We start from the raw sequence: 25,419 nt of genomic DNA on the forward strand, positions 1-25,419 counted from the left end.
CCTGTCTCCGTATGCTCTTTTACGTCTTAAGGACTATATAGGGCCATAATGGACAAGTACCCGGACCAAAAGCGCGCAGTTCAATATCTGTACCCGCCGATCGACCCGTTCGATCAGCGGATGGTCGATATGGGCGATGGGCACCGTATTTATGTGGAACAATGCGGCAATCCTGACGGTATTCCAGTGGTCATTCTGCATGGAGGTCCGGGGGGTGGATGCAGCCCGGCGATGCGGCGATACTTCGATCCGCGCCATTACAGGGTGATTCTATTTGATCAGCGTGGGTGTGGTCGGTCGCGGCCCACAGCGTCGGTCGAGAATAACACGACATGGGGCCTTGTGGCGGATATCGAGCGGCTGCGGGTTCTGTTCGATATCGACGAATGGATCGTCTTTGGCGGCAGTTGGGGGGCGACGCTGGCCCTGATCTATGCACAGACACACCCTGACCGGGTCAGCCGGTTGGTGCTGCGTGGCGTGTTTTTGGCCACGCAGGCCGAGCTGGACTGGTTCTATGGTGGCGGCGCGGGCAAGTTCTGGCCCGAGCAATGGGCGAAATTCACGGCCTTGCTGTCCGAATCGGAACTTGGAGACACGATCGCGGCCTACAACAAGCGGCTGTTTTCGGGGGATCGCGCGACCGAGATCCTCTACGCTCGTGCCTGGTCGCATTGGGAAAATGCTCTGGCCTCGATCCATACCAACGGGTCGGTGGGCGAAAGCCCTGGCGAGTATGCCCGCACATTTGCGCGGCTTGAGAATCACTATTTCACCAACAAAGCGTTTCTGGAATATGACGGCCAGATTCTGGATCAGATGGATCGGATTGCGCATATCCCCGGTCATATCGTGCAGGGGCGCTATGACATGATCTGCCCTCCGCAGGCCGCGTGGTCTCTGGCCGAGCGCTGGCCGAATGCCGATCTGAAAATGGTGCGTCAGGCGGGTCACGCCCTGTCCGAGCCCGGTATCAGCGCGGAGCTTGTCCGCATCATGGACCGTGTGGCAGAGGGCGTCGTATGACCCGGATCGACCGTCGAGCCCTATTTGCATCAGGTGCCGCAGCGGCTTTGCTTGCGGCCACAGGAGTATCGTTGGCGGATACGCCAAAGTCAGGTGGAACGCTGAGGCTGGCGGTGCCCCGAGATGACAGCCTTGAACAGGTGGCACGCGGGGCGGTCTTCGACACGCTGACCGAGATTGCACCGGACGGCACGCTGCGCAGTGAACTCGCCGCTGGTTGGCAAACCGACGCCGAAGCCAAGGTCTGGACGTTCGATTTGCGCGATGATGTCCTGTTTCATGACGGTTCGGCGCTGGATGTTGCGGATGTTTTGGCCGTTCTGGAACGCCTCGGGACGGCAGAGGCGTTGTCGTCAAAGTCTTTGAGGTTGGAATTGCCCGTGGCGAATCCCGGCCTGCCGTTTCTTCTGGCGGAAAGCCAATTTGTCATCACGCGCAACGGTCAGGACGTAACGCCCTTGCACGCCGCCAATGGCACCGGGTGCTACCGGGTCGAACGCGCGGAAGATGGCCGTCATTTCCTCGGGCGGAAGGTGGCGGGGCACTATAAAAACGGACAGCCCGGATGGGCCGACGCCATCGAGATCATCGTGATCCCGGATGCGCGCGTTCGTGCCGAAGCCTTGCGGGATGGCTATGTGGATGTTGCCGCGCTGCCGGACGGCAATGACCTGAAAGGTGAACGCGGCCTGCGCTATCACCCGTCTGAGGCCGATATGGCGCTGGCTGTGGCCGCCCAGGTTGGGATGCCACGTCAGATTGGAAAGGCCATGCTGGATGATGGGCGGATCGCCGAACGGTGGTGGTTGGCTTAAATTAGATCACGATTTTCGCCGGGGGTTGCAGACTCGGGAAACCCTGCGTATATGCATCTGCAACAGCGGCGCGTTGGACTTCCGGTCCGGGGCTCCACCGGAAAATACGACGGGCCGCGCGCCCGTTTTTTTGTGCCCGATGACAGGGTAGAGAACCTGATGACAAACGACCTGATAGCCAAAGCAGCCATCGACCGGCGACTGGCCGAGATCATCACCCCCGTGATCGAGGATCTGGGGTATGAGCTTGTCCGTATCCGCTTGATGAGCGGCAAGACCACCACGATGCAAATCATGGCGGACAAACCCGATGGTGGCATCGAAGTGGATGACTGCGCCGAGATTTCCAACGCGGTCAGCGCTACGCTGGATGTCGAGGACCCGATTTTGGATGCCTATACGCTGGAAGTGTCCAGCCCTGGTATCGACCGGCCTCTGACCCGTCTCAAGGATTTTGAGACCTTCGAGGGATATGAGGCCAAGATCGAAACCGCTGAATTGATCGACGGCCGCCGCCGCTTTAAGGGTGAGCTGGCCGGGATCGAAGGGGATGAGGTTCTGATCAATATCCCCGAGGGGGATGAGACGATCACCATCGGTCTGCAATTTGACTGGCTGAGCGACGCCAAGCTGGTCCTGACCGATGATCTGATCAAGGAAATGCTGCGCCAGCGCAAAGACGCCGGTGCCCTGAACGAAAACGCTTTCGACGAGATTGAGACCGAAGGGTCCGAAGAGGAGACGAACTGATGGCAATCACCTCAGCCAACCAGCTGGAGCTGCTGCAGACCGCCGAGGCAGTGGCCCGCGAAAAGATGATCGACCCCGGTCTGGTTGTCGAAGCGATGGAAGAATCGCTCGCTCGTGCTGCCAAGAGCCGCTATGGCGCGGAAATGGACATCCGCGTGTCCATAGACCGCAAGACCGGCAAGGCGACCTTTACCCGCGTCCGTACCGTGGTCGAGGATGAAGAGCTTGAGAACTACCAGTCCGAGTTCACTGTCGAGCAAGCCAAGCAGTACATGGAAAACCCCGAAGTCGGTGACGTCTTCGTGGAAGAAGTTCCGCCGGTCGAAATGGGCCGTATTGCTGCTCAGTCCGCCAAGCAGGTGATCCTGCAGAAGGTGCGCGAAGCCGAACGTGATCGTCAGTACGAAGAATTCAAGGATCGCGCAGGCACCATCATCAACGGTGCGGTCAAGCGCGAGGAGTTCGGCAATGTCATCGTCGATCTGGGCGGTGCCGAGGCCGTTCTGCGTCGCAACGACAAAATCGGCCGCGAAAGCTATCGCCCGAATGACCGCGTTCGCGCCTATATCAAGGAAGTTCGCCGCGAGGTTCGTGGTCACCAGATCTTCCTGTCGCGCACCGCGCCGGAATTCATGGCCGAGCTGTTCAAGATGGAAGTGCCGGAAATCTATGACGGCATCATCGAGGTCAAGGCCGTGGCCCGTGACCCCGGCTCGCGCGCCAAGATCGCTGTGATTTCCTATGACGGCTCGATTGACCCAGTTGGTGCCTGCGTCGGTATGCGCGGCAGCCGCGTGCAGGCCGTTGTTAACGAACTGCAAGGTGAGAAAATCGACATCATCCCGTGGAACGAAGATCAGCCGACTTTCCTGGTGAACGCTCTGCAACCTGCCGAGGTTTCCAAGGTGGTTCTGGACGAAGAAGCCGGCAAGATCGAAGTTGTTGTTCCTGAAGAACAGCTGTCGCTCGCGATTGGCCGCCGCGGTCAGAACGTTCGTCTGGCCAGCCAGTTGACCGGTCTGGACATCGACATCATGACCGAAGCCGAAGAATCGGCGCGCCGTCAGAAGGAATTCGAAGCCCGCACCCAGCTGTTCATGGAAACGCTGGATCTGGACGAGTTCTTTGCACAATTGCTGGTCTCGGAAGGATTCACCAACCTTGAAGAGGTGGCCTATGTCGAGATTGACGAACTGCTGGTCATCGACGGTGTGGACGAAGGCACCGCGCAGGAACTGCAGACCCGCGCGCGCGAATTCCTGGAAGCGCAGGCCAAAGCGGCGCTTGATGCGGCGCGTGCATTGGGTGCCGAAGACAGCCTCATTGACTTTGAGGGCCTGACGCCCCAGATGGTAGAAGCGCTGGCCAAGGACGACGTGAAGACGCTGGAAGACTTCGCAACCTGCGCCGACTGGGAACTGGCCGGTGGCTGGACCACGGTTGATGGTGAGCGCATCAAGGATGACGGTGTACTGGAACCTTTCGGCGTCACGCTGGAAGAGGCTCAGGACTTGGTCATGACGGCACGCATCATGTTGGGCTGGGTTGATCCGGCCGAGCTTGAGCAAGCCGAAGAAGAAAGCGAAATTGAAGAGGAGGCCGAGGCCTGATTTCAGGGCCTCGGAGGTCGTAAATGGGTCGCGGTGGCGTCCATAAGGATCGGTCTGATGGACCCGAGCGCAAGTGCATCGCCACGGGCGAGGTTCAGCCCAAATACGGGCTGATCCGCTTTGTGACGGGGCCGGACGGTCAGGTCTATCCCGATGTCGCGGCGAAACTGCCGGGGCGCGGGGTTTATGTGGCGGCGGATCGCGCGGCGCTGGACAAGGCCGTTGGCAAGAAACTGTTCTCGCGCGGGTTCAAGGCGCAGGTCAGCGCGTCGAAGGACCTGACGGACGAGGTCGAAAAACAGGTCGCGCGCCGTGTGGTTGAATTGCTCAGCCTGGCGCGCAAGTCCGGTGACGCGGTTGCCGGGTATGAAAAGGTCAAGACGTGGCTGGATCGCGAAGAGGCAAGCGTGCTGATTCAGGCCAGCGATGGCTCGGGGCGCGGTAAGTCGAAACTCAGCACGCCGCATTTCGGCAAATACATCGGATGGCTGACCGCGGACGAGCTTGGGGCGGCATTTGGGCGTCAAACCGTGATTCATGCGGCCTTGGCCTCTGGCGGACTCGCCAAACGTGTTGTAGAGGAAGCGCAGCGCCTGCGTGGCTTGCGCGAAACGGATGACGGCGGCAAGGGCCGCACGGAAGGGTAAGAAGCTTTATGAGCGATACTGACGGCAAAAAGACATTGGGTCTTCGTGGCGGGGCACGCCCCGGAAATGTGAAACAAAGTTTCAGCCACGGACGCACCAAGAATGTCGTGGTGGAAACCAAACGCAAACGCGTGGTGGTCCCCAAGCCGGGTGCCGGAAAGCCGAGTGGCGGTGCAACGCCTTCGGGTGATCCGTCGCGTCGCCCAGCCGGGATTTCCGACGCCGAAATGGCGCGCCGGATGAAGGCATTGCAGGCCGCCAAGGCGCGCGAGGCCGAAGAGACCGCCGCCCGCGAGGCACAGGAAAAGGCGCGTGAAGAAGAACGCGCCCGTCGCCGCGCCGAGCAAGAGGCCAAGGAGCGCGAACAGCGCGAGGCCGAAGAAAAGGCCCGGGCCAAGGCCGAAGAGGAAGAGCGCAAGCGCCAAGAGGCGGAAGAAGCCGCCAAGCGTGCCGCTGCCGCGCCTGCTCCGGAAGAACCCAAAGCCGCGCGCAGCCCGGCCAGCAAGCCCGCACCGGCTGCTGCCCCGCGCAAGCAAGATCGTGAGCGTGAGCAGCGTGGTCGTGGCAAGGGCCGTGATGACAATCGCCGCTCGGGCAAGCTGACACTGGGTCAGGCGACCGGTGGTGAAGGCAACCGCCAACGCTCGATGGCCGCGATGAAGCGCAAGCAAGAGCGTGCGCGTCAGAAAGCCATGGGCGGCTCGGTCGAACGCGAAAAGGTGATCCGTGACGTTCAGTTGCCCGAGGCGATTGTAGTCTCGGAACTGGCCAACCGTATGGCCGAGCGTGTGGCTGACGTTGTTAAATCGCTGATGAACATGGGCATGATGGTCACGCAGAACCAGACCATCGACGCCGACACTGCCGAGCTGATCATCGAGGAATTTGGCCACAAGGTGACCCGCGTATCCGATTCGGATGTCGAGGACGTCATCAAAGAGGTCGAAGACACAGATGATGATCTACAGCCGCGCCCGCCGGTCATCACCATCATGGGTCACGTTGACCACGGTAAGACCTCGCTGCTGGATGCAATCCGCGACGCGCGCGTTGTGGCCGGTGAGGCCGGTGGCATCACCCAGCATATCGGCGCCTATCAGGTAAAAACCGATGGCGGCACCACGCTGACCTTCCTGGATACTCCGGGCCACGCGGCGTTTACGTCGATGCGGTCGCGCGGTGCTCAGGTCACGGATATCGTGGTCCTGGTTGTTGCCGCCGACGACGCAGTGATGCCGCAGACGATCGAGGCGATCAACCACGCCAAAGCGGCCCAAGTGCCGATGATCGTGGCGATCAACAAGGTCGACAAGCCGGATGCAAACCCGGACAAGGTGCGCACCGATCTGCTGCAGCATGAAGTGATCGTCGAGAAAATGTCTGGTGAGGTTCAGGACGTCGAAGTGTCCGCAATCACCGGTCAGGGCCTTGATGAACTGCTGGAAGCCATCGCGTTGCAGGCCGAAATTCTGGAACTGAAAGCCAACCCCGACCGCGCCGCCCAGGGTGCCGTGATCGAGGCGCAGCTGGATGTGGGCCGCGGCCCCGTTGCCACGGTTCTGGTTCAGAACGGCACCTTGCGCCAAGGCGATATCTTCGTCGTGGGTGAGCAATACGGTAAGGTCCGTGCGCTGATCAACGACAAGGGCGACCGCGTCAAGGAAGCCGGGCCCTCGGTTCCGGTCGAGGTTCTGGGTCTCAATGGCACGCCCGAGGCCGGTGACGTTCTGAACGTCACCGAGACCGAAGCGCAGGCGCGTGAGATTGCTGCCTATCGTGAGCAAGCCGCCAAGGACAAACGCGCCGCCGCCGGTGCCGCGACCACCCTTGAGCAGCTGATGCAGAAGGCCAAGGAAGACGAAAACGTCACCGAGCTGCCGATTCTGATGAAAGCGGACGTACAAGGTTCCGCAGAAGCCATCGTTCAGGCGATGGAAAAGATCGGCAACGACGAAGTGCGCGTGCGCGTGCTGCATTCGGGTGTGGGTGCGATCACCGAAACGGATGTCGGTCTGGCCGAAGCTTCGGGCGCACCGATTTTCGGGTTCAACGTGCGGGCCAACGCATCGGCGCGGAACACGGCGAACCAGAAGGGTGTCGAGATCCGCTATTACTCGGTGATCTATGACCTCGTGGACGACGTGAAAGCGGCCGCATCTGGCCTGCTGAGTGCCGAGATCCGCGAAAAGTTCATCGGCTACGCCGAGATCCGCGAAGTCTTCAAGGTCACAGGCGTCGGCAAGGTTGCAGGCTGTCTGGTCACCGAAGGCGTGGCGCGTCGTTCCGCAGGTGTCCGCCTGCTGCGCGACAACGTGGTGATCCACGAAGGCACGCTGAAGACGCTGAAGCGCTTCAAAGACGAAGTGACCGAGGTTCAGTCGGGTCAGGAATGCGGTATGGCGTTCGAGAACTACGACGATATCCGCGCCGGTGACGTGATCGAAATCTTCGAGCGCGAAGAGGTTACGCGGACGCTGGACTGATCTGGGTCCGACAAAAGATGGAAAACAGCGGTTCATTTGAGCCGCTGTTTTTTTGTGTGCCAACAGGCGCGACTGCTATGTGGGTTTACCGGTGGGTCGTCCAATCGCGCACAGTTTTGAGCACTCGTTGATAGAACGCGCCTTGCGTATCTTCATCGCTTGGTCTGACAACCCATTCCTTATCCATATTCAGTGCTCCCACGGGTACGACTTGCCGCGCGATCTCGGGCGGTGTGGTTTCATCAGACTTTCCGTTCTTCCAGTCGTGAAAGGCTGATGAGTATCGAACGACCGCTCCGCTGGTCGGCAAATCGAGCGACCCTCCTTCGGCAAAGAACGTCAACCCGTCCCCCATTTCTTCCCCGACGAGTTCGAGCCTTTCTCCCAAACGATGTTTAAGTATGGCAACGAACACTATCGCTGCGGAAAACGTGAATTTGTCGACAAGCACAACGACCTGTTTGCCTGAGCTTTCCGAGATCGCGTCGATCAAGGGCATCGTTAGAAGAAAGTTGCCACCAGTGTTTCCCCGCACGTCAACTAAGAGTGTTTTGTTCGGACAAGCGCGCACATGTTCAACTGCGGTTGAGATCGCTTTGGACAGAGCATTTTCGTTCGGATCAAAGAAGCTTGGCAACGCGATTGATAGTCCAAGTTCTTGCCAGTCCTTTATCTCCGCAAAGGTCTCGGGCTCCCAGTCTGGATCAGCGTTGCCATGCTCGTTTCTAGGGTAGAGCATTGATCCGGGAACAGTCTGTTCATTAGCTAATTTCAGATTGGTTATCCGCCCGTGTTTGTCCTTCACACGGCACTCGGTCGTTCCGTCGTTTGACGAAAAACCCAAACGTGCCAAAGCATACGGCCACACCAGCAGAATCGGTCCGATGACCCGTTTCCTTTGGCTCGTTCCTGCCAGAAATTCTTTCGCAGCGGCTGCAATTCGGCTCAAAGCCACACCATTGACGGCCATCACCTCTCCGAGGGGTGCAGTTACGCCCGGCGCGGTGCCGATGACTTGCACAGAACGCCCCACGCTCACCAACCTCAGCGGCAGCACCGAGATCGCATCATTCGGAATCAGCCGCGTGTGCCCATTGTCGGGAAGCGCCAATAGGCGCATCGCCGACATCAGGAAGGCTTCGACAGAGCCCTCCAACGCGTATCGCCGGCATTCACTAATGCAGTTTTCTATCACGGCCTTTTCGATCCGCCGAAAGCTTGGATCGATTGGCAGGACAGTTTCCAGAATTAGGTCCAGGTCTTCCGTCAACGACATGTTTCACGGTGCGCATAGCCGCTCGCGAATGTCCAGATTGGGTTCAAACCGGATAGGAGTTGGTAAAAGAAGTGCGGCTTGTATTGGCTGCGTAGCTTTGCGCCTCAGACAACGGACCAGTTTGATTTCCCAAACCTGTGCCTATCGCGACCCCGCCAAAAACGTCCCCGCGTGCATGATGATGTCGAAGTGGTTCACGCCCTTTTGCAGATCGAAACTCACCGAATGCCCGCCCTTGCGCAGCAACTCGGCGTAGTGTCGGCTCTGGCGGATGAACTCGGGTGTGTCGCGCTCTCCAACGGTCACGCGATAGCGCGGACCGGGGGCGGGGAGGTGGAGGATGGGGGACAGGTCATGAACCTCGACTGGGGTCAGTTGCAGCGGGTCGTTGACGGGCGTCAGGCTGATCGGCTCCAAATCGTAGACGCCGCTGATCAGGATCACGTCACGCACCCGCAGCCCCGCGCGGGCCAGCGCATCGGCTGAGGTGGCCATGACCATGCTGACCAGATGCCCGCCGGCGCTGTGTCCGGACAGGGTGACGCGGGACGGGTCAAAGCCTAGGTTGAACGCGTTTTCGGCCAACCAAAGCAAGGCGCTGCGGCATTCGTCGATCATGTCTCCGATGCGCGCATCAGGGGCCAAGGTGTAGTTCAACGTCGCGAATGAGTGCTCGGCCTCGATCAGCGCCGGGGCCATCATGGCCGAGTCGCGATGGCTGAGAGCCTGCCAATAACCGCCGTGAATGAACACGTGTAGCGGCGCGCCTGCGCCTTTCGCCGGGAAGAAATCCAGAACCTGCGCAGGACCGTCGCCATAGGCCAGATTCTCGCGGCATTCCATCTGCGCCCGGTGTTGCGCGCTGAGCGCGGCGTAGCTTTCGACATAAGGCGTCAGGTCGCCGCCGATCATCGACCGGGGCGAATATTCCTGATCCAGTTCTTCCTGAGTGAAACCTCGGTACAGCATTGCTTACTCCTGCTCGGAATACATCAGTTCGGTGCGCATGTCGTAGAGATCATGGAAGAACCGCAAATCCAAGGCCTTACGCAGAAAGGACACGCCGCTGGAGCCACCGGTGCCGGGCTGGTTTCCGATCACCCGCTCTACCGCCGTGACGTGGTCGAAGCGCCAGCGTTGGAATAGGGATTCCACATCCATCAGCTTTTCGGCCAACGCATAGAGGTCCCAATACCGATCTGTGTCGCTGAACACCTGCACCCAGATTTTCACCACGCGGGGGTCGCCGGAATAAGGTTGCGCATAGTCGCGGTTCAGCAGGTCCTGCGGTACGTCAAACCCTTGACGCGCCAGCATGTGCAGCACCTCGTCGTAAAGCGAAGGTTTGGTCAGTGCGGCGTTTAACGTTTCCATCACTTCGGGATCATGGGCATGCACCTTCAGGGTCGAGGCATCTTTGTTGCCCAGAATGAACTCGATCTGGCGGTAGCCATAGCTTTGGAACCCGGAGGAACTGCCCAAAGCCTGCCGAAAGGTCATGTAGTCCGCGGGCGTCATGGTCAGCAGCGTTTCCCATGAGGTGATCAGTTGCCGCTGGATGGCCTTCACCCGGTCGAGGTTTTTCATCGCCGGGCCAAAGTCGTCTTGCTGCAGGAACCGCCGAACTTCGACCAGTTGGTGATGCATCAGCTTGAGCCACAGCTCGCTGACCTGATGGATGATGATGAACAGCATCTCATCCGGCTGCGCCGGGTCCTGAAAGGTTTTCTGCAGGTTCAGCAGGGTCTTGAGTTGCAGGAAATCACCGTAGCTTTTGCGGTGGGTTTCCGCGAAATCGGTGACCAGAGAGTCTTCGATCCCGCGTTCCAGATACCTGTCCTTGTCGCCCATCTGCTCCTCCAAACGCCGGGTTTGCCCCATGTGTAGGGCCAGAGTCCGTGTAACGCCAGAGGGTCAGGTCCAGTCTAGAACCACCTTGCCGGATTGACCGGATTTCATGGCGGCAAAGCCTTGGGCAAAGTCATCCACTTTGAACCGATGCGTGATCACGCGGCTGACATCCAAGCCGTTCTGCAACATTGCGATCATCTTGTACCAGGTCTCAAACATCTCACGCCCGTAGACGCCCTTGATGGTGATGGCCTTGAACACGATGCGCGACCAGTCAACCGGAGATTTCCCCGGCGGAATCCCCAACAAAGCGATCTTGCCACCCATCACCAGCGCCTCGACCATTTGGTCCAAGGCGATTTGTGAGCCAGACATTTCAAGCCCGACGTCAAAGCCTTCCTTCATTCCAAGGTCTGCGATGACGTCCTGCAGGTCTTCTTTGGAAACATCGACTGTGCGCACCGTGGGTACCACATGTTCCGCCAGTTTCAGGCGGTCGGGGTTGATATCCGTGATCACCACATGCCGCGCGCCCGCGTGACGCGCGACGGCGGCTGCCATGATGCCGATAGGGCCCGCGCCGGTGATCAGCACGTCCTCACCCAGCAGATCGAAGCTGAGCGCGGTGTGAACAGCGTTGCCGAGCGGGTCGAGGATCGCGCCGATTTCATCCGGAATGTCATCCGGCAGGGGGACGACGTTGAAGGCAGGCAGTTTCAGATATTGCGCGAAAGCGCCCTGTTCGTTCACACCAATCCCGCGTGTTCCGGGGTCCAGATGGAATTTGCCCGCGCGGCTCTGGCGGCTGTCATTGGTGATCAGATGCCCCTCGCCGGAACATCGTTGACCAACTTCAAGCCCGGTCACGTTGCGACCGATCTCGACAATCTCACCAGCAAACTCATGGCCGGTGATCATCGGGACAGGCACCGTATGCGCCGCCCATTCGTCCCAGTTCCAAATGTGAATGTCTGTCCCGCAGATACCCGTTTTGTTGACCCGAATCAGAACCTCTTCGGGCCCGATTTCTGGCACCGGGGCCTGCACCATCCACAGACCTTCCTCGGGTTTGGACTTCTCAAGTGCTTTCATCGTGTTGTGTCGCATCAGATCACTCCCACAAGTCGGTCGAAAGGTATTTCAAACCACTGTCACACATCACAATGGCCACGCAGCCGCCCTTTTCCGGGCCACGCAACAATTCGATCGCCCCAGCTAGGTTTGCGCCCGCCGAAAAGCCAGCGAAAATGCCTTCGGTGCGGGCGAGCATTCGTGCGCCATCCCGTGCCGCGTCGCCCGAAACGGACAGATGGCCAGCCAGGGTTGTACCGTTCAGATGAACCAGATCGCCCATCGCGTAGCCACCGCCTTGAATCGGATGATCGGGGTTGGAGATGGGTTCTCCGGCGATGGCCCGTGCGCCTTCAGGCTCGATGGCATAGCAGTGTACCCCACGCGGTGTCAGATAGGCAGCGGCTCCGGCCAGAGTGCCGCCGGAACCTGCAAAGTCACAGAAAGCCGTGACGGTGCCATCGGATTGCTCCCAGATCTCAGGTCCGGTACCGGTGGCGTGGGCTTTGGGATTACCGGAGTGGCCGAATTGATCGGCCCGAAAGGCATTGCGCTCGGCGGTGATGCGTTGCGCGGCCTCATCAACCAAATTCAGATCTTCGCCTGAAACCTCGCCGGGTTTGCTGCCCTCGGCCTGGGGAACAATGACGACCTCGGCACCCAAGGCGCGCATCATGCGCGCCCGTTCGACTGAGTTCCCAGCACTCGTGACGGCAACAAAAGGATGACCCAGAATACCGCAGACGATCGCCAGCCCGGTGCCCATGTTGCCCGAGGTCAGTTCAACGACAGGCTGCCCCGGCGACAGGCCTCCGTCTGCACGGGCCAGTTCGATAATCGACTTCGCAGCGCGGTCCTTTTTTGAAAACCCTGGCAGCAGATAGTCCAACTTGGCCAGAATACGTCCGTCCAGTTCCAACCGCTCGCAAATGCGCGACAGTTCAACAAGCGGGGTGTTTCCAATCGCATCGATAGCAGAGGGCAATATCACGAAATTACTCCCAGTTCCTTGCCCACCTTACCAAATGCGGCCAGCGCCCGGTCCAATTCGCCCCGGGTCAGGGCGGCGTTCATTTGCGTTCTGATCCGAGCTTGCCCGCGCGGGACGACCGGGAAGAAGAAGCCCGAGACATAGACGCCCTCTTCAAACAAACGCGACGCCATGTCCTGCGCCAATTGCGCCTCACCCAGCATCACCGGGATAATCGGGTGTTCGCCGGGTAGGAGGTCGAACCCCAATTTGTCCAGCCCAGCGCGCCAATATTTGGCGTTGCCGAACAGCTGTGCACGCAGCATGTCGCCTTCTTCGACCAGACGAATGGCCTCAAGCCCGGCGGCGACGATCGAGGGTGGCAGCGAATTTGAGAACAGATAGGGCCGCGCCCGCTGCCGCAGCAGATCAATCACTGGCTGCGGCCCGGCGATATAGCCGCCGATTGCCCCCCCAAGTGCCTTGCCCAAAGTTCCCGTCAGAATGTCCACATCGACGCCGAAATGATCCGGCGTGCCAGCACCGTTTGGCCCCATGAAGCCAGTGGCGTGGCAATCGTCGACCATGACGATGGCGTCGTACTTGTCCGCCAGTTCGCGAATTTTAGGCAGATTGGCCAGATAACCATCCATCGAGAACACGCCGTCTGTCGCGATCATGATATGCCGCGCCCCGTCCTCGCGCGCTTGTTTCAGCCACGCCTCAAGATCGTTCATATCATTGTTCAGGTAGCGATAGCGCTTGGCCTTGCACAGTCGAACACCATCGATGATCGAGGCATGGTTCAGGCTGTCCGAGATGATGGCATCCTCTGGTCCCAGCAGGGGTTCGAACAGCCCGCCATTGGCATCAAAACAGGCTGCGAACAGGATCGAGTCGTCCTTGTTCAGGAACGCGGCCAGCTTCTGTTCCAATTCACGGTGAATGTCCTGGGTGCCGCAGATGAACCGGACTGAGGCCATGCCAAAGCCCTTGGGCTCCATCGCGCCCTTGGCGGCGTCAATCAGAGCGGGGTGATCCGCCAGACCCAGATAGTTGTTGGCGCATAGGTTGATGACCTGTTTGTCGCCCACTGTGATCTCACCGCCCTGGGGCGAGGTGATCATTCGCTCGCGTTTGTACAAGCCCTCGGCCTCAATCTGAGCGAGTGTATCCGAGATGTGGGACAGGAATGCATCAGCCATGGCGGTCTCCGTTGATCTGAGTCGCATATCTAACATAGCGGATGTAGTTCCCAAATAGGGGAATTGCAATATAAAAGAAAAAAATCCGTAAAGGCGGAAAGTTGCCGTCAGGCGTTTTTGACAATCAGAAACACACGCGCAGGCCCAATGGAAGAAATCGCGTGAACCGTATCCGCCGCATAGCGGGCGGTATCACCTTGCTTCAGTTCTGATTGGGCGGTGCCGGAGGTGACCCGTACCGCGCCTTCCAACACGGTCAGTTGCTCGCGTGCCCCACGCGCATGCGGCTGGCTGTTCAGCGCACCTCCCTCGTCAAAGCGGATGTCATAGACCTCGTGACCACCGGCTTCTTCGGGCGGGGACAGAATGCGAATGCGGCAGTTCTGGCCCATATTGTCGATGCTTGGCACTTCGGCCCGGCGCAGAACTTCAATCTGGTTGGCGCTGTTGGCATCTTCCAACAGCCCCGCAAAATCCACCTGCAGCGCGCGGGTCAGGTTCCACAGGGTCGAAATTGTCGGGCTGCTTTCGCCCCGTTCGATCTGGCTGACCATTGACCGTGAGACGCCGCTGAGGTTGGCGACCGCTTCAAGCGACAGGCCCTTGGCCCTGCGCGCGTCTTTCAGGCGGGCGGGAAGGCGCGTCAGGATATCGTCTGTGTTGTCCGTCATGACGGAATCCATGCGCTTTGCGCAGGCGGTTGTCAATTCCAACCGTGACGGGACGTCCCACGGGACAGACCTGCGCGGCGGGTGCATACTGCCGCAAAATGCAGGAGGAACAGGTCAATGACTGACATCGTAATTTTGGACGGCGCGCGCACGGCAATCGGCACTTTTGGCGGCGCGCTGGCCTCGACCGCACCAATTGATCTGGCCACCGTCGCCACCGAGGCGGCGTTGGAACGTTCAGGCGTCGAGGGCGCGCAGATCGGGCATGTGGTATTTGGCCATGTGATCAACACTGAACCGCGCGACATGTACCTGTCGCGCGTGGCCGCAATGCAGGCAGGCATCCCGCACGGAACGCCAGCAATGAATGTGAACCGGTTGTGCGGCTCGGGTGCGCAAGCCGTTGTATCAGCGGTTCAGGCGCTGATGCTGGGCGATGCCGAATTTGCAGTGGCGGGTGGTGCCGAAAGCATGTCGCGCAGCCCCTACATCGTGCCTCAGGCGCGCTGGGGCGCGAAGATGGGGGATGTGACCTCGTTGGACATGATGCTGGGTGCACTGAATTGTCCGTTCGGCACCGGCCATATGGGTGTGACCGCCGAGAATGTGGCGGATGAGCATCAGATTAGCCGCGAACAGATGGACGACTTTGCCATGACCAGCCAGACCCGCGCCGCAGCGGCGATTGAGGCGGGGTATTTCGACAGCCAGATTACGCCGGTGCAGGTGAAGGTCAAACGGGACATGGTAGATTTCGCGGTTGATGAACACCCAAAGGCGACAACCGCCGAAGCTCTGGCCGGGTTGCGTCCTGTTTTCAAGAAAGACGGCCGTGTTACGGCGGGCAATGCTTCGGGCATCAATGACGGCGCGGCGGCCATGGTTCTGGCGACGGCGGATGCGGCCGAGAAGGCCGGGTTGAAACCCAAGGCTCGTATTCTGGGCTATGCTCATGCCGGCGTCCGCCCCGAGGTGATGGGCATCGGCCCGGTTCCGGCGGTGCAGAACCTATTGGCCAAAACGGGTCTGTCGGCGGGTGACTTTGATGTGATCGAGAGCAATGAGGCCTTTGCGGCTCAGGCGCTGGCGGTCAATCAGGAGCTGGGTCTGGATGGCGCGAAGGTGAACCCGAACGGTGGTGCGATTGCGTTAGGACATCCGGTGGGCGCGACCGGCGCGATTATCACGTTGAAAGCTTTGTACGAGCTGGAACGTACTGGTGGATCGAAGGCGCTGGTGACGATGTGCATCGGTGGCGGTCAGGGTATCGCGATCGCGTTTGAGCGGCTTTAATCCGAGACCTTGTTGGGGGGCTGTCTGCCCCCCATCGCGCCAGTGGCGCGATTCCCCCCGAGGATATTTTTGGCCAGATGAAGGCGCGGATCGGGTTTAACTGAGGGCCGAGAGGAGCAGAACAATGGCCGCGCCGGCGACCGCTCCGATCGTCGCGGGCAGGGCGGCGGATCGAAACCATGAGGGCTCGGGGGTGTCGTTCTTGGTTTGGGATATGAGCGCGCTTTCCACCAGCGCCGGAAGGCGGGGGCCAAAGCGGGCCAGAACCAATGCCGTTTTGCCCAAATCGCGCAGCGCGGCGCGAGGGCCGATCGATTTCTTGATATAATCTTCGACCACCGGGCGGGCGACCTGCCAGATATTGATATGCGGATCGAGTGAGCGCGCGACGCCTTCGACCACGACCATCGTCCGCTGCAGAAGGATCAGCTCGGTGCGGGTTTCCATGCCAAAGCGCTCGGTGACTTCGAACAGGTAGTTCAGCAACCGGCCCATCGAGATATGGGTGGCGTCCATCCCAAAGATGGGCTCTCCGACGGCACGCAGCGCGCGGGCGAATTCGTCGACGTCCCTGTCGGCGGGGACATATCCGGCCTCGAAATGGACCTCGGCCACACGTTTGTAGTCGCGGCGGATAAAGCCGAAGAGGATCTCGGCATAGACCCGGCGGGTGTATTCGTCGATATGGCCCATGATCCCGTAGTCATAGGCAATGATGTCTCCGTTCGCGGCGACCTTCAGGTTGCCCTGATGCATGTCGGCGTGGAAATAGCCATCGCGCAGGGCGTGCAGAAGGAACATCCGCAGGACGCGTTCTGCAAGGTCGCGACGATCATGGCCTGCAGCGTCCAACGCATCATTGTCGCCGAGTGGGATGCCATCGGCCCAGCTGAGGGTCATCACGCGGCGGGCGGACAGAGACCAGACAACCGGCGGCAACCAGAAACCTGCGTCATCCTTGGTGTTGGCGGCGTATTCCGACGCGGCGGCGCTTTCGAGGCGCAGGTCAAGCTCGCCGCGGACCACGCCGTCAAAATGTTCGATCACCTCCATCGGGCGCAGCCGGCGTGCGCCGGGGGCGCAGAGGGAAACAATGCGGGCGGCAAAGTAGAACGCGTCAACGTCTTTGCGGAATGCGCGCTCGATGCCCGGGCGCAGGACTTTGACTGCGACGTCTTCCCCGCTGCTGGTCAGTTTGGCCTTGTGAACCTGTGCGATGGACGCGGCGGCGATGGGTTCGCTGAAATCGCTGAAGATTTCCGAGACGGGCTGGCCCAGTTCCTTTTCAACCTCGGCCATGGCTTCGGCCTTGGAGAAGGGGGGTAGTTTGTCCTGCAAAACACGCAGTTGTTCGGCCAGCTCATTGCCCACGACGTCCGGGCGGGTGGAGAGCACCTGGCCGAATTTGATGTAGGCCGGTCCCAGCGCTGTCAGCGCGCGGGTCGCGGGAGGCATCTCGGGGTCGCCCTTGTAGCCCAGCCATTGGAAGGGCTTGCCGAGGGTATGTGCCACGATGCGCAGGGCGCGCGGCGCTTCGAACGCATCCAGCACCACGTTCATGGCACCCGTGCGCTCCAGAGTGGCGCCTGTGCGGATCAGGCGGATGATGTTGTGAGGGCCGCGCATCTAGATTTTCCAACCGGAATGCAGTGCCGCGATGCCCATGCTCAGATTGCGGTATTTGGCATTTTCGAACTCGGCGGTGCGGACCATGTTCAGAAATGTCTCCTGATCGGGGAATTTGCGGATCGACTCCACCAGATACTGATAGCTGTCGTAGTCATTCGCGATCAGCTTGCCCATGCGCGGGATGACGTTGAAGCTGTAGAGGTCGTAGAGTTTCTGCAGCCCATCATTGGGCAACTGACTGAATTCCAGCACCATCAAGCGACCACCGGGCTTCAGCACGCGGTAGGCCTCGTTCAGCGCAACTTGCGGGCGGGTCACGTTCCGGATGCCGAAGGATATGGTGTAGACGTCGAAGGTGTTGTCCTCGAACGGCAGGGACATTGCGTCGCCCACGACCCAGTTCAGACTATCGGCCATCTGGTCGGCCTCGGCGCGCTGGCGACCTTCGACCAGCATCGGCTCGGTCAGGTCCAGAACGGTGGCATGGCCGTGCCCCGCGCGTTTGAGGAAGCGAAAGGAAATGTCTCCGGTCCCGCCTGCGACGTCCAGAAGGCGCTGACCGGGGCGGGGGGCGAGCCAGTCCATCATCGCGTCTTTCCAGACCCGGTGGATGCCCATCGACATCACATCGTTCATCACGTCATATTTCGAGGCGACCGAGTTGAATACGCCCTGCACGCGCCCGGCTTTTTCAGCCTCGCGCACGGTTTCGAACCCGAAATGAGTGGTCTTGTCGCTGTTGTCGGACATTTGCCTTGCCGTTCGTCGAATTTCGCCTCTGTTATAGGGCCATAAGAGGCGGGCACAATGCGGCCCTTTGGAATAGGAGCCATCTAATGCCCGAATTGCCCGAGGTCGAGACAGTAAGACGCGGCCTTTCTCCGGCGATGGAGGGGGTGGTGATTGCGCAGGCAGATGTGAACCGCCCGGATTTGCGCTGGCCGTTTCCTGAACGGATGGCCGAGCGGCTGACCGGACATCGTGTGGATCGCCTGCGACGGCGGTCGAAGTATATCTTGGCCGATCTCAGCAGTGGCGAGACCCTGTTGATCCACTTGGGTATGTCGGGGCGGATGACGGTGTCGGGCGATCCGCTGGGTCAGTTTGTGCATGACCACCCGATGCCGGAAAAACATGACCACGTGGTATTTCACATGGCCAACGGTGCACGCATTACCTTCAACGACCCGCGCCGGTTTGGGGCGATGGATCTGTTGCCCACGGCCACTGCTGAAGACCACAAACTGCTGTCCGTTCTGGGGCCAGAGCCTTTGGGTAACGATTTCCACGAACAACATTTGATCGATGCGTTCAAGGGCAAGAACACTCCGGTCAAATCGGCGCTACTGGATCAGGGAATCGTTGCCGGTTTGGGCAATATCTATGTCTGCGAAGCGCTTTTTCGCGGCAAGGTGTCGCCACGTCGCAAAGCCGGGCAAATTTCTGCACCCCGCGTCGCAGCTCTTGTGCCGATCATCCGGCAGGTGTTGCAGGACGCCATCGAGGCCGGAGGATCGTCGCTGCGTGATTTCCGCCAAGCCGATGGAGAACTTGGATATTTTCAGCACAGCTTTGACGTCTACGGGCGTGAGGGCGAACCCTGCCGGACAGAAGGATGCGGTGCGGCGATCAAGAGAATCACCCAATCCGGACGCTCATCCTTCTATTGTGCGCAATGCCAAAGATAGCTTGATCCAGCGTTTTCGCGTGATAATGAATCGTATCTGAACGGAACAACCGGAAGCTTACACCTCATGGCTTTTGAGACGATCATCGTCGAAATCGAAGACCACGTCGCCCTAATCAAACTCAACCGTCCGGACGCGATGAACGCGCTGAACACCCAGTTGCTGGGTGAGTTGGGCACCGCGCTTGAAGAGGCTGATACCAACGACAAGGTGCGTTGCATCGTCATCACCGGCTCGGACAAGGCATTTGCGGCTGGCGCGGACATCAAGGAAATGTCCGAGATGAGCTTTGTTGACGTGTTCAACGTCAACCTGTTCGCCGAGGCGAATGACCGTGTGTCTGCCATCCGCAAGCCGATCATCGCCGCCGTGGCCGGTTACGCACTGGGCGGCGGATGTGAGTTGGCGATGCTGTGCGATTTCATCATCGCCGCCGATACCGCCAAGTTCGGCCAACCCGAAATCAATCTGGGTGTCATTGCCGGACTGGGTGGTACGCAACGCCTGACCCGGTTTGTCGGCAAGTCCAAAGCAATGGACATGAACCTGACCGGTCGCTTCATGGATGCCGAAGAAGCCGAGCGCGCGGGCCTTGTCAGCCGGGTGGTCCCTGCCAAGAAGCTGATCGAAGAGGCGGTAAGCGCCGCCCAGAAGATAGCTGAGAAATCACAGTTGAGCACGATGGCCGCTAAAGAAGCGGTGAACCGCAGCTATGAACTCCCGCTGAGTGAGGGGATGCTGTTTGAACGTCGGGTGTTCCATTCGATGTTCGCCACAGAAGACCAGAAAGAAGGCATGGCCGCTTTCCTGGAGAAGCGCGCGGCACAGTTCCGGGACAAGTGACCGGGGCTTACGACCAAGACCAAGCGGGCCCTGGCCCGCTTTTTTCATGACGGATAAGTCGTTCAAAGAATCCGCTTGGCAAACATGGGCAACTTGGATAGTAAGCGCCGTCATACATGCGCGTGCGGCCCGCTTGGCCCGACTCACACTCGTGATTCCTGATCCGGTGCGGACAAACCCGTGGCGCGCAACCCTAGATAACCGTACCGAACAAAGGTCACAAACACATGGCTAACTCGCCCCAGGCAAAGAAACGCGCCCGTCAGAACGAAAAGCGTTTTGCCGTCAACAAAGCACGCCGTTCACGCATCCGCACCTTCCTGCGCAAAGTTGAAGAAGCAATCGAGTCCGGGGACAAGGACGCGGCAACCGCAGCCCTGCGCGCCGCTCAACCTGAACTGATGCGCGGTGTCACCAAAGGCGTTTTCCACAAGAACACTGCAGCGCGCAAAATGTCGCGCCTGTCGTCCCGCGTCAAAGCGCTGGGCTAATCTTTGGCTTGACCTTGCGTCAAGCAATTAAAGCTGATCTACTTTGAAAGACGCCGCCATGCGCGGCGTCTTTGTCTTATGTTGCCCGAAAGTCGCGCCTTCACGAAAGCGAGAGATTCGTTCGACCGATCTTCGAGTCAATAACAGAGTTTCGTTGCCGCAGCCCTCTGGGTCTTGTTACCACTTAGTCAGCGATTCACTCGCTTGGGGGGACAGGCTGTCTCTGTGATCGAACTGACGGGCATCAGCGAGATTCAGAGACGAATGTTCGTAAGTCGGCTGCCGCCGGACGAACGATCTGCTACGGGTCACGGATTTCCGCTGACCTTGGCCCTGTCAGACATTGAGGTTGAGACGCGCGTCCGGTTTTCGGGCCTGTTCCCTGTTGGGGCAAGGTCGGGGCGTTCGCGATCCTGATCTCTGTGAAGCACCCGCCAAACCATGTGGTTTGGCGTCACGCTACCCTTGTGCGTGATCGCAAAAAAACCGGGAAACCGGAATATATGAATAAGGCCGAAGGGCCAATAAAGAATGGGATGCGTGAGGCGCTGAATGACACAAGAGAAATGGGGACAACTGCGTAGCAAGTTGATCAAAGCCGTTGGACGGAACAATTTCACCACTTGGATCGAACCACTGGAATTTCAGGAGTTGCAAGATGGGGTGGCGGTATTTTCTGCGCCGACCAATTTTATGGGAAACTACGTCAGCCAAAATTTTGCGGACCATATTCTCTATGAACTAAAAACGTCAGGTGAGGCCGTTCAACGCCTGACATTTCGGACCGCTGCCAATTCGACCGCCCGTCCCGCTGTACCGCAGGAGGTAACCAAAATGGAACCGCCGCAGGATCAGCCCACCGATCCGGACTTGGGTGGCGCTGCGCAGGACTCTCTACAAGCCGCGCCGCTGGACGCGCGCTTTACCTTTGACAGCTTTGTTGTCGGCAAGCCCAATGAACTGGCCCACGCTGCCGCGCGCCGCGTATCAGAAGGTGGGCCGGTCACGTTCAATCCGCTGGTCCTTTATGGTGGCGTGGGTTTGGGTAAAACCCACTTGATGCACGCCATCGCTTGGGAGTTGAAAACAAAACACCCTGAACTGAATGTCCTGTATCTGTCGGCCGAGCAATTCATGTACCGGTTTGTACAGGCCCTGCGCGAGCGTCGGATGATGGATTTCAAGCACCTGTTTCGCTCGGTCGATGTGCTGATGGTTGATGACGTACAGTTCATCGCGGGCAAGGATTCCACGCAGGAAGAGTTCTTTCATACGTTCAACGCACTTGTGGACCAGAACAAGCAGATCATCATTTCGGCCGACCGTGCGCCCGGCGAGATCAAGGATCTTGAGGACCGTGTGAAGTCGCGTCTGCAGTGCGGACTGGTCGTGGACCTGCACCCGACCGACTACGAATTGCGACTGGGCATCCTTCAGAACAAGGTCCAGCACTACAGCAAAAACTATCCGGATCTGACCATTGCTGATGGCGTGCTGGAATTCCTGGCCCACAGGATATCGACCAATGTGCGCGTGCTGGAAGGCGCTCTGACTCGGCTCTTTGCCTTTGCCTCGCTGGTAGGCCGCGAAATTGATATGGAACTGACGCAGGATTGTCTGGCCGACGTGCTGCGCATGTCCGAGCGCAAAATCACGGTCGAAGAAATTCAGCGCAAGGTTTCGGAATATTACAACATCCGCCTCAGTGACATCATCGGGCCCAAGCGCCTGCGATCTTACGCCCGCCCGCGGCAGGTGGCGATGTATCTGTCCAAGCTGTTGACCAGCCGGTCGCTGCCCGAGATCGGTCGTCGTTTCGGCGGACGTGACCACACCACGGTGATGCACGGCGTCAAGCGTATCGAAGAGTTGAAGCTGACCGATGGTCAGATCGCCGAAGACGTGGAAATGCTGCGCCGCGCGCTTGAAGCCTGACCAAAGTCCTTTACCGCTCACGAACCGCCCTGGACTGCCAAGTTCGGGGCGTTTTCTTGTGCGCTATTGTCCACGGTCTTCCACGTTCTTCGGGTGCATGTGTGCCAACCCCTTGACGCTTAGGTCATTCCGGCTGAGAAAACGGTAAAAAGTCCTTGTGCCTCGGGTCAGAGCCGCTAACGTGCCAGTCCCGCCTGTTTCGGCACGTAAGTCAAAGGAAATGAGGGTATGAAGATCAGCATCGAACGCGGCACCCTTCTCAAGGCCGTTTCGCAGGCCCAGTCTGTTGTCGAACGTCGCAATACAATCCCCATACTTGCCAATGTGCTGATCGAGGCCGAGGGCAACCAGGCCCAGTTCCGCGCCACCGATCTGGATATCGAAGTGGTCGACAAGGCACCGGCACAGGTGGAAAAGGCGGGCGCAACAACCGTGGCCGCGACGACTTTGCATGAGATCGTGCGCAAATTGCCGGACGGTGCTTTGGTGACGCTGACCGCGGACAGCGCTGCGGGGCGTTTGACAGTCGAGGCCGGGCGATCGAACTTCTCTCTGGCAACACTGCCGAAAGAGGATTTTCCGGTGATGGCATCCTCGGAATATCAATCGAATTTCAAGGCGCCGGCGGCGCTACTGCGGCGTCTGTTCGACAAGTCGAAATTTGCCATTTCAACGGAAGAGACGCGGTACTATCTGAACGGCGTCTACATGCATGTGGCCGACGGCTCGGAAGGAGGCAAGGTACTGCGCTGTGTGGCCACCGATGGGCACCGGCTGGCGCGCATCGATGCTGACCTTCCCGATGGTGCGGCGGACATGCCCGGCGTGATTGTGCCCCGCAAAACCGTGGGTGAACTGCGCAAGCTGCTGGAAGATGATGAGATGGAGATCGCGGTTTCCGTCAGCGAAACCAAGGTACGCTTTGCGACACCGGACATCACGCTGACATCCAAGGTGATCGACGGGACGTTCCCGGATTACACCCGTGTCATTCCTCAGGGAAATACGCGGCAGTTGGAAGTGGATGCCGCTGAGTTTGCGCAGGCTGTGGATCGGGTTGCGACGGTATCGTCCGAGCGGTCGCGCGCGGTTAAGCTGCAACTGGACGCGGACAAGCTGACCCTGTCGGTCAATGCTCCGGACAGTGGGGCTGCCGAAGAGGAGCTGGCCGTGGCCTATGGCGACGAGCGGCTGGAGATCGGGTTCAACGCGAAATACCTGCTTGAAATAGCGTCTCAGGTCGATCGGGAAAACGCGGTGTTCCTTTTCAATTCGGCAGGTGATCCGACGTTGATGCGCGAAGGAACGGATCAGAGCGCGGTCTATGTGGTCATGCCGATGCGCGTCTGATCGAGCTGACGCGCGATGCCTCCGGCGGGAGTATTTTCAAAAAGATGAAGGGAGGGGTCATGGGATTGGCCCTGACCGAGCTGACGGTCTCGCATTTTAGGTCTCATAAACTGGCGCGGTTGTCGTTGGACGGCCGACCGGTGGCGATTCACGGGCCGAACGGGGCGGGCAAAACCAACATTCTGGAGGCCGTGTCGCTGTTTTCGCCCGGGCGCGGGATGCGGCGGGCGAGCGCGTCTGAGATGACCAGGCGGCCCGAGGCCTTGGGATGGAAGCTGTCCGGCTTACTGAGCGTTCAGGACCAGAATTTTGAGATTGAAACATGGTCCGAAGGTGGAACTGCGCGTCAGGTTCGGATCGACGACAAGGCCGCCAGCCAGATTGATCTTGGCAAACTGGCGCGTGTTGTCTGGCTGATCCCTTCGATGGACCGGCTTTGGATAGAAGGCGCTGAAGGGCGGCGGCGGTTTCTGGACCGCATGGCTCTGAGTTTTGATCCGTCCCATGCCGAAGCGTCTTTGACTTACGAAAAATCCATGCGCGAACGGAACCGCTTGCTGAAAGAGCAAGTGCGCGACGCCCATTGGTATGCGGCATTGGAGGGTCAGATGGCCGAAACGGGCCACCGCATTCACGCTGCACGCCTGGCCGCGCTGGAACATCTGAGGGCCGCACAGGAACAGGCAGAAACTGCTTTCCCATCCGCCGATCTGGAACTAGTGCAGACCGAGGGCGCGATGCCGGAAACGGTTGAGGACCTGCGAGAGGCGCTGAACGAAAGCCGGTTTCGCGATCTTGCTGCGGGTCGGACATTGGTCGGCCCTCACCGGTCGGACCTGCACGGCGTGTTTGCGGCCAAAGGGGTTCCGGCCAAGGATTGTTCCACCGGGGAGCAGAAGGCGTTGCTTGTTTCGCTGATCCTGTCGAATGCACGGGCGCTGGCCGGGATGGTTGGCGCTCCGCCCATCGTGTTGTTGGATGAGGTGGCCGCACATCTGGATGCGGCACGGCGGGCGGCGCTTTATGACGAGATTTGCGCGTTGGGTGCTCAGGCCTGGATGACGGGCACCGGGCCTGAGTTGTTTGCGGAATTGGGGGACCGAGCCCAAACGCTGACGGTCAACGACAGCGGCGAGGGCTCGGTCGTCGCTTAGGCGGGTTCAGAGACTTTACGTTCCCACAGGAAGCCGCGCATGACCTCGTCAACAGGGGTATGCGCCATGTGGTTGACGTAGTTTGACATGGTTTTTTGCGCCAGACCCAGGATCACATCCAGAACCGCACGGTGCGAGTAGCCAGCGTCAAAGAATGCCTGCAGCTGTTCCTCGGTCGGGTTTCCACGGGTTTCCATCACTTGCAGTGTAAACGTGCGCAGAGCTTCCAGCTTTGCCGATGGCAGCGGGGTTTCGTTGCGCAGCGCCTCGGTGATCTCATCCGAAACCTTCATCATCTTGGCGATGCCGGTGTGGGCGGGCACACAGTAGTGGCATTCGTTTTCCACGTTGATGGTCTGCCAGACGACGGTTTTTTCGTCATTGTCGAAATCGGTCTGCATGAACAGGTGGTGCAGAACCTGATAGCCTTCCAGATGCTGTGGGCTTTCGGCCATGACCTTGTGCAGGCCGGGCAGGCGGCCAAAGGCGACCTGGGATTTTTCAAGCAGCGGTTTCGACCCTTCCGGGGCGGTTTCTAGGTCATGTGAGGGAAAGTTTGCCATGTCAAAACTCCTGTTTCTGGCGCATTGGGCCATATTTAGGGTTTATTGAGTGATCACTCAAGTATATATTTGAGCGAACGTTCAAGAATTGGTGAGCC

Annotated in this window: 23 protein-coding genes; 13 read left to right on the plus strand and 10 right to left on the minus strand. The window is 59.3% G+C overall.

The genetic code is table 11. The features are described 5' to 3' along the window. The first annotated feature begins 48 nt into the window (after positions 1–48). The 6 genes from pip to infB all read left to right on the plus strand — a co-directional run bounded on the left by pip (position 49) and on the right by infB (position 7,331). Positions 49–1,026, plus strand: coding sequence for a prolyl aminopeptidase (pip, locus tag ACR0CR_RS09170; protein ID WP_480598324.1), 978 nt, complete (start codon positions 49–51; stop codon positions 1,024–1,026). Beyond that, positions 1,023–1,841, plus strand: a complete 819-nt coding sequence (locus ACR0CR_RS09175) for an ABC transporter substrate-binding protein (protein ID WP_480598325.1) — start codon at positions 1,023–1,025, stop codon at positions 1,839–1,841. The genes pip and ACR0CR_RS09175 overlap by 4 nt, the downstream gene beginning before the upstream one ends. A gap of 159 nt (positions 1,842–2,000) precedes the next feature. Then, a complete protein-coding gene (gene rimP, locus ACR0CR_RS09180) occupies positions 2,001–2,591 on the plus strand; it encodes a ribosome maturation factor RimP (protein ID WP_010442531.1) in 591 nt (196 codons plus the stop codon). Then, positions 2,591–4,201, plus strand: coding sequence for a transcription termination factor NusA (nusA, locus tag ACR0CR_RS09185; RefSeq protein WP_480598326.1), 1,611 nt, complete (start codon positions 2,591–2,593; stop codon positions 4,199–4,201). Before rimP ends, nusA begins: the two co-directional genes overlap by 1 nt. Positions 4,202–4,224: 23 nt before the next feature. Further along, on the plus strand, positions 4,225–4,848 hold the full coding sequence (locus tag ACR0CR_RS09190) for an RNA-binding protein (RefSeq protein WP_480598327.1): 624 nt from the start codon (positions 4,225–4,227) through the stop codon (positions 4,846–4,848). Between the two features lie 8 nt (positions 4,849–4,856). After that, entirely contained in the window at positions 4,857–7,331 is a 2,475-nt protein-coding gene (gene infB, locus ACR0CR_RS09195; protein WP_480598328.1) for a translation initiation factor IF-2, read from the plus strand. Positions 7,332–7,416: 85 nt separating this feature from the next. Here the strand turns inward: infB and ACR0CR_RS09200 are convergent, their stop codons facing one another. The 7 genes from ACR0CR_RS09200 to ACR0CR_RS09230 form a co-directional block, all read right to left on the minus strand. Continuing rightward, positions 7,417–8,607, minus strand: coding sequence for a S41 family peptidase (locus ACR0CR_RS09200; RefSeq protein ID WP_480598329.1), 1,191 nt, complete (start codon positions 8,605–8,607; stop codon positions 7,417–7,419). Between the two features lie 141 nt (positions 8,608–8,748). Beyond that, positions 8,749–9,576 (minus strand): alpha/beta hydrolase, encoded by an 828-nt coding sequence (locus ACR0CR_RS09205; RefSeq protein ID WP_480598330.1) that lies wholly within the window; start codon positions 9,574–9,576, stop codon positions 8,749–8,751. Between the two features lie 3 nt (positions 9,577–9,579). Further along, a complete protein-coding gene (locus tag ACR0CR_RS09210) occupies positions 9,580–10,458 on the minus strand; it encodes a tryptophan 2,3-dioxygenase (RefSeq protein ID WP_480598331.1) in 879 nt (292 codons plus the stop codon). A gap of 63 nt (positions 10,459–10,521) precedes the next feature. Next, positions 10,522–11,550: an L-threonine 3-dehydrogenase gene (gene tdh / locus ACR0CR_RS09215; RefSeq protein WP_480598676.1), complete on the minus strand. Its 1,029-nt coding sequence runs from the start codon at positions 11,548–11,550 to the stop codon at positions 10,522–10,524. A gap of 19 nt (positions 11,551–11,569) precedes the next feature. Further along, a complete protein-coding gene (locus ACR0CR_RS09220; protein ID WP_480598332.1) occupies positions 11,570–12,520 on the minus strand; it encodes a PLP-dependent cysteine synthase family protein in 951 nt (316 codons plus the stop codon). Then, positions 12,517–13,704: a glycine C-acetyltransferase gene (locus ACR0CR_RS09225; RefSeq protein WP_480598333.1), complete on the minus strand. Its 1,188-nt coding sequence runs from the start codon at positions 13,702–13,704 to the stop codon at positions 12,517–12,519. The genes ACR0CR_RS09220 and ACR0CR_RS09225 overlap by 4 nt, the downstream gene beginning before the upstream one ends. 107 nt (positions 13,705–13,811) lie before the next feature. Further along, positions 13,812–14,375 carry a helix-turn-helix domain-containing protein gene (locus ACR0CR_RS09230; RefSeq protein ID WP_480598334.1) on the minus strand — a complete coding sequence of 188 codons (564 nt, stop codon included), beginning with the start codon at positions 14,373–14,375 and terminating at the stop codon, positions 13,812–13,814. A gap of 117 nt (positions 14,376–14,492) precedes the next feature. Here ACR0CR_RS09230 and ACR0CR_RS09235 point away from each other — a divergent pair, with 117 nt between their 5' ends. Continuing rightward, positions 14,493–15,668, plus strand: coding sequence for an acetyl-CoA C-acyltransferase family protein (locus ACR0CR_RS09235; RefSeq protein ID WP_480598335.1), 1,176 nt, complete (start codon positions 14,493–14,495; stop codon positions 15,666–15,668). Between the two features lie 96 nt (positions 15,669–15,764). Here ACR0CR_RS09235 and ubiB read toward each other — a convergent pair whose 3' ends face one another. Together ubiB and ubiE are read right to left on the minus strand one after the other, a co-directional pair. Further along, positions 15,765–17,294 (minus strand): 2-polyprenylphenol 6-hydroxylase, encoded by a 1,530-nt coding sequence (gene ubiB / locus ACR0CR_RS09240; RefSeq protein ID WP_480598336.1) that lies wholly within the window; start codon positions 17,292–17,294, stop codon positions 15,765–15,767. Continuing rightward, on the minus strand, positions 17,295–18,047 hold the full coding sequence (gene ubiE / locus ACR0CR_RS09245) for a bifunctional demethylmenaquinone methyltransferase/2-methoxy-6-polyprenyl-1,4-benzoquinol methylase UbiE (RefSeq protein ID WP_480598337.1): 753 nt from the start codon (positions 18,045–18,047) through the stop codon (positions 17,295–17,297). An 86-nt stretch (positions 18,048–18,133) separates the two neighbouring features. Between ubiE and mutM the strand changes: the two genes are divergently transcribed. From mutM to recF, 6 genes are all read left to right on the plus strand, one after another. Continuing rightward, the gene (gene mutM / locus ACR0CR_RS09250; RefSeq protein ID WP_480598338.1) at positions 18,134–18,985 is read left to right on the plus strand and encodes a bifunctional DNA-formamidopyrimidine glycosylase/DNA-(apurinic or apyrimidinic site) lyase; all 852 of its coding nucleotides are present in this window, start codon (positions 18,134–18,136) and stop codon (positions 18,983–18,985) included. A 66-nt stretch (positions 18,986–19,051) separates the two neighbouring features. Next, positions 19,052–19,828, plus strand: a complete 777-nt coding sequence (locus ACR0CR_RS09255; RefSeq protein WP_480598339.1) for an enoyl-CoA hydratase — start codon at positions 19,052–19,054, stop codon at positions 19,826–19,828. A gap of 227 nt (positions 19,829–20,055) precedes the next feature. Next, positions 20,056–20,319 carry a 30S ribosomal protein S20 gene (gene rpsT, locus ACR0CR_RS09260; RefSeq protein WP_170657895.1) on the plus strand — a complete coding sequence of 88 codons (264 nt, stop codon included), beginning with the start codon at positions 20,056–20,058 and terminating at the stop codon, positions 20,317–20,319. A gap of 552 nt (positions 20,320–20,871) precedes the next feature. After that, positions 20,872–22,254, plus strand: a complete 1,383-nt coding sequence (dnaA, locus tag ACR0CR_RS09265; RefSeq protein ID WP_480598340.1) for a chromosomal replication initiator protein DnaA — start codon at positions 20,872–20,874, stop codon at positions 22,252–22,254. A 228-nt stretch (positions 22,255–22,482) separates the two neighbouring features. Further along, a complete protein-coding gene (dnaN, locus tag ACR0CR_RS09270; protein ID WP_480598341.1) occupies positions 22,483–23,604 on the plus strand; it encodes a DNA polymerase III subunit beta in 1,122 nt (373 codons plus the stop codon). Positions 23,605–23,663: 59 nt separating this feature from the next. Further along, positions 23,664–24,758, plus strand: a complete 1,095-nt coding sequence (gene recF / locus ACR0CR_RS09275) for a DNA replication/repair protein RecF (RefSeq protein ID WP_480598342.1) — start codon at positions 23,664–23,666, stop codon at positions 24,756–24,758. Here recF and ACR0CR_RS09280 read toward each other — a convergent pair. After that, on the minus strand, positions 24,755–25,321 hold the full coding sequence (locus tag ACR0CR_RS09280) for a carboxymuconolactone decarboxylase family protein (protein WP_480598343.1): 567 nt from the start codon (positions 25,319–25,321) through the stop codon (positions 24,755–24,757). The two genes, recF and ACR0CR_RS09280, sit on opposite strands and share 4 nt — an antisense overlap. Positions 25,322–25,419 lie beyond the last annotated feature (98 nt).

The sequence above is a fragment of the Ruegeria sp. AM2 genome (genome assembly GCF_056540685.1).

Coding starts and splice junctions, on each gene's coding strand:
- ACR0CR_RS09235 (WP_480598335.1), top strand. CDS start 14,493: ATGACTGACATCGTAATTTTGGACGGCGCGCGCACGGCAATCGGCACT.
- ACR0CR_RS09210 (WP_480598331.1), bottom strand. CDS start 10,458: ATGGGCGACAAGGACAGGTATCTGGAACGCGGGATCGAAGACTCTCTG.
- dnaA (WP_480598340.1), top strand. CDS start 20,872: ATGACACAAGAGAAATGGGGACAACTGCGTAGCAAGTTGATCAAAGCC.
- recF (WP_480598342.1), top strand. CDS start 23,664: ATGGGATTGGCCCTGACCGAGCTGACGGTCTCGCATTTTAGGTCTCAT.
- tdh (WP_480598676.1), bottom strand. CDS start 11,550: ATGAAAGCACTTGAGAAGTCCAAACCCGAGGAAGGTCTGTGGATGGTG.
- ACR0CR_RS09255 (WP_480598339.1), top strand. CDS start 19,052: ATGGCTTTTGAGACGATCATCGTCGAAATCGAAGACCACGTCGCCCTA.
- ACR0CR_RS09205 (WP_480598330.1), bottom strand. CDS start 9,576: ATGCTGTACCGAGGTTTCACTCAGGAAGAACTGGATCAGGAATATTCG.
- ACR0CR_RS09280 (WP_480598343.1), bottom strand. CDS start 25,321: ATGGCAAACTTTCCCTCACATGACCTAGAAACCGCCCCGGAAGGGTCG.
- mutM (WP_480598338.1), top strand. CDS start 18,134: ATGCCCGAATTGCCCGAGGTCGAGACAGTAAGACGCGGCCTTTCTCCG.
- ACR0CR_RS09175 (WP_480598325.1), top strand. CDS start 1,023: ATGACCCGGATCGACCGTCGAGCCCTATTTGCATCAGGTGCCGCAGCG.
- ACR0CR_RS09190 (WP_480598327.1), top strand. CDS start 4,225: ATGGGTCGCGGTGGCGTCCATAAGGATCGGTCTGATGGACCCGAGCGC.
- ubiE (WP_480598337.1), bottom strand. CDS start 18,047: ATGTCCGACAACAGCGACAAGACCACTCATTTCGGGTTCGAAACCGTG.
- ACR0CR_RS09230 (WP_480598334.1), bottom strand. CDS start 14,375: ATGACGGACAACACAGACGATATCCTGACGCGCCTTCCCGCCCGCCTG.
- rimP (WP_010442531.1), top strand. CDS start 2,001: ATGACAAACGACCTGATAGCCAAAGCAGCCATCGACCGGCGACTGGCC.
- nusA (WP_480598326.1), top strand. CDS start 2,591: ATGGCAATCACCTCAGCCAACCAGCTGGAGCTGCTGCAGACCGCCGAG.
- infB (WP_480598328.1), top strand. CDS start 4,857: ATGAGCGATACTGACGGCAAAAAGACATTGGGTCTTCGTGGCGGGGCA.
- ACR0CR_RS09200 (WP_480598329.1), bottom strand. CDS start 8,607: ATGTCGTTGACGGAAGACCTGGACCTAATTCTGGAAACTGTCCTGCCA.
- ubiB (WP_480598336.1), bottom strand. CDS start 17,294: ATGCGCGGCCCTCACAACATCATCCGCCTGATCCGCACAGGCGCCACT.
- dnaN (WP_480598341.1), top strand. CDS start 22,483: ATGAAGATCAGCATCGAACGCGGCACCCTTCTCAAGGCCGTTTCGCAG.
- ACR0CR_RS09225 (WP_480598333.1), bottom strand. CDS start 13,704: ATGGCTGATGCATTCCTGTCCCACATCTCGGATACACTCGCTCAGATT.
- pip (WP_480598324.1), top strand. CDS start 49: ATGGACAAGTACCCGGACCAAAAGCGCGCAGTTCAATATCTGTACCCG.
- rpsT (WP_170657895.1), top strand. CDS start 20,056: ATGGCTAACTCGCCCCAGGCAAAGAAACGCGCCCGTCAGAACGAAAAG.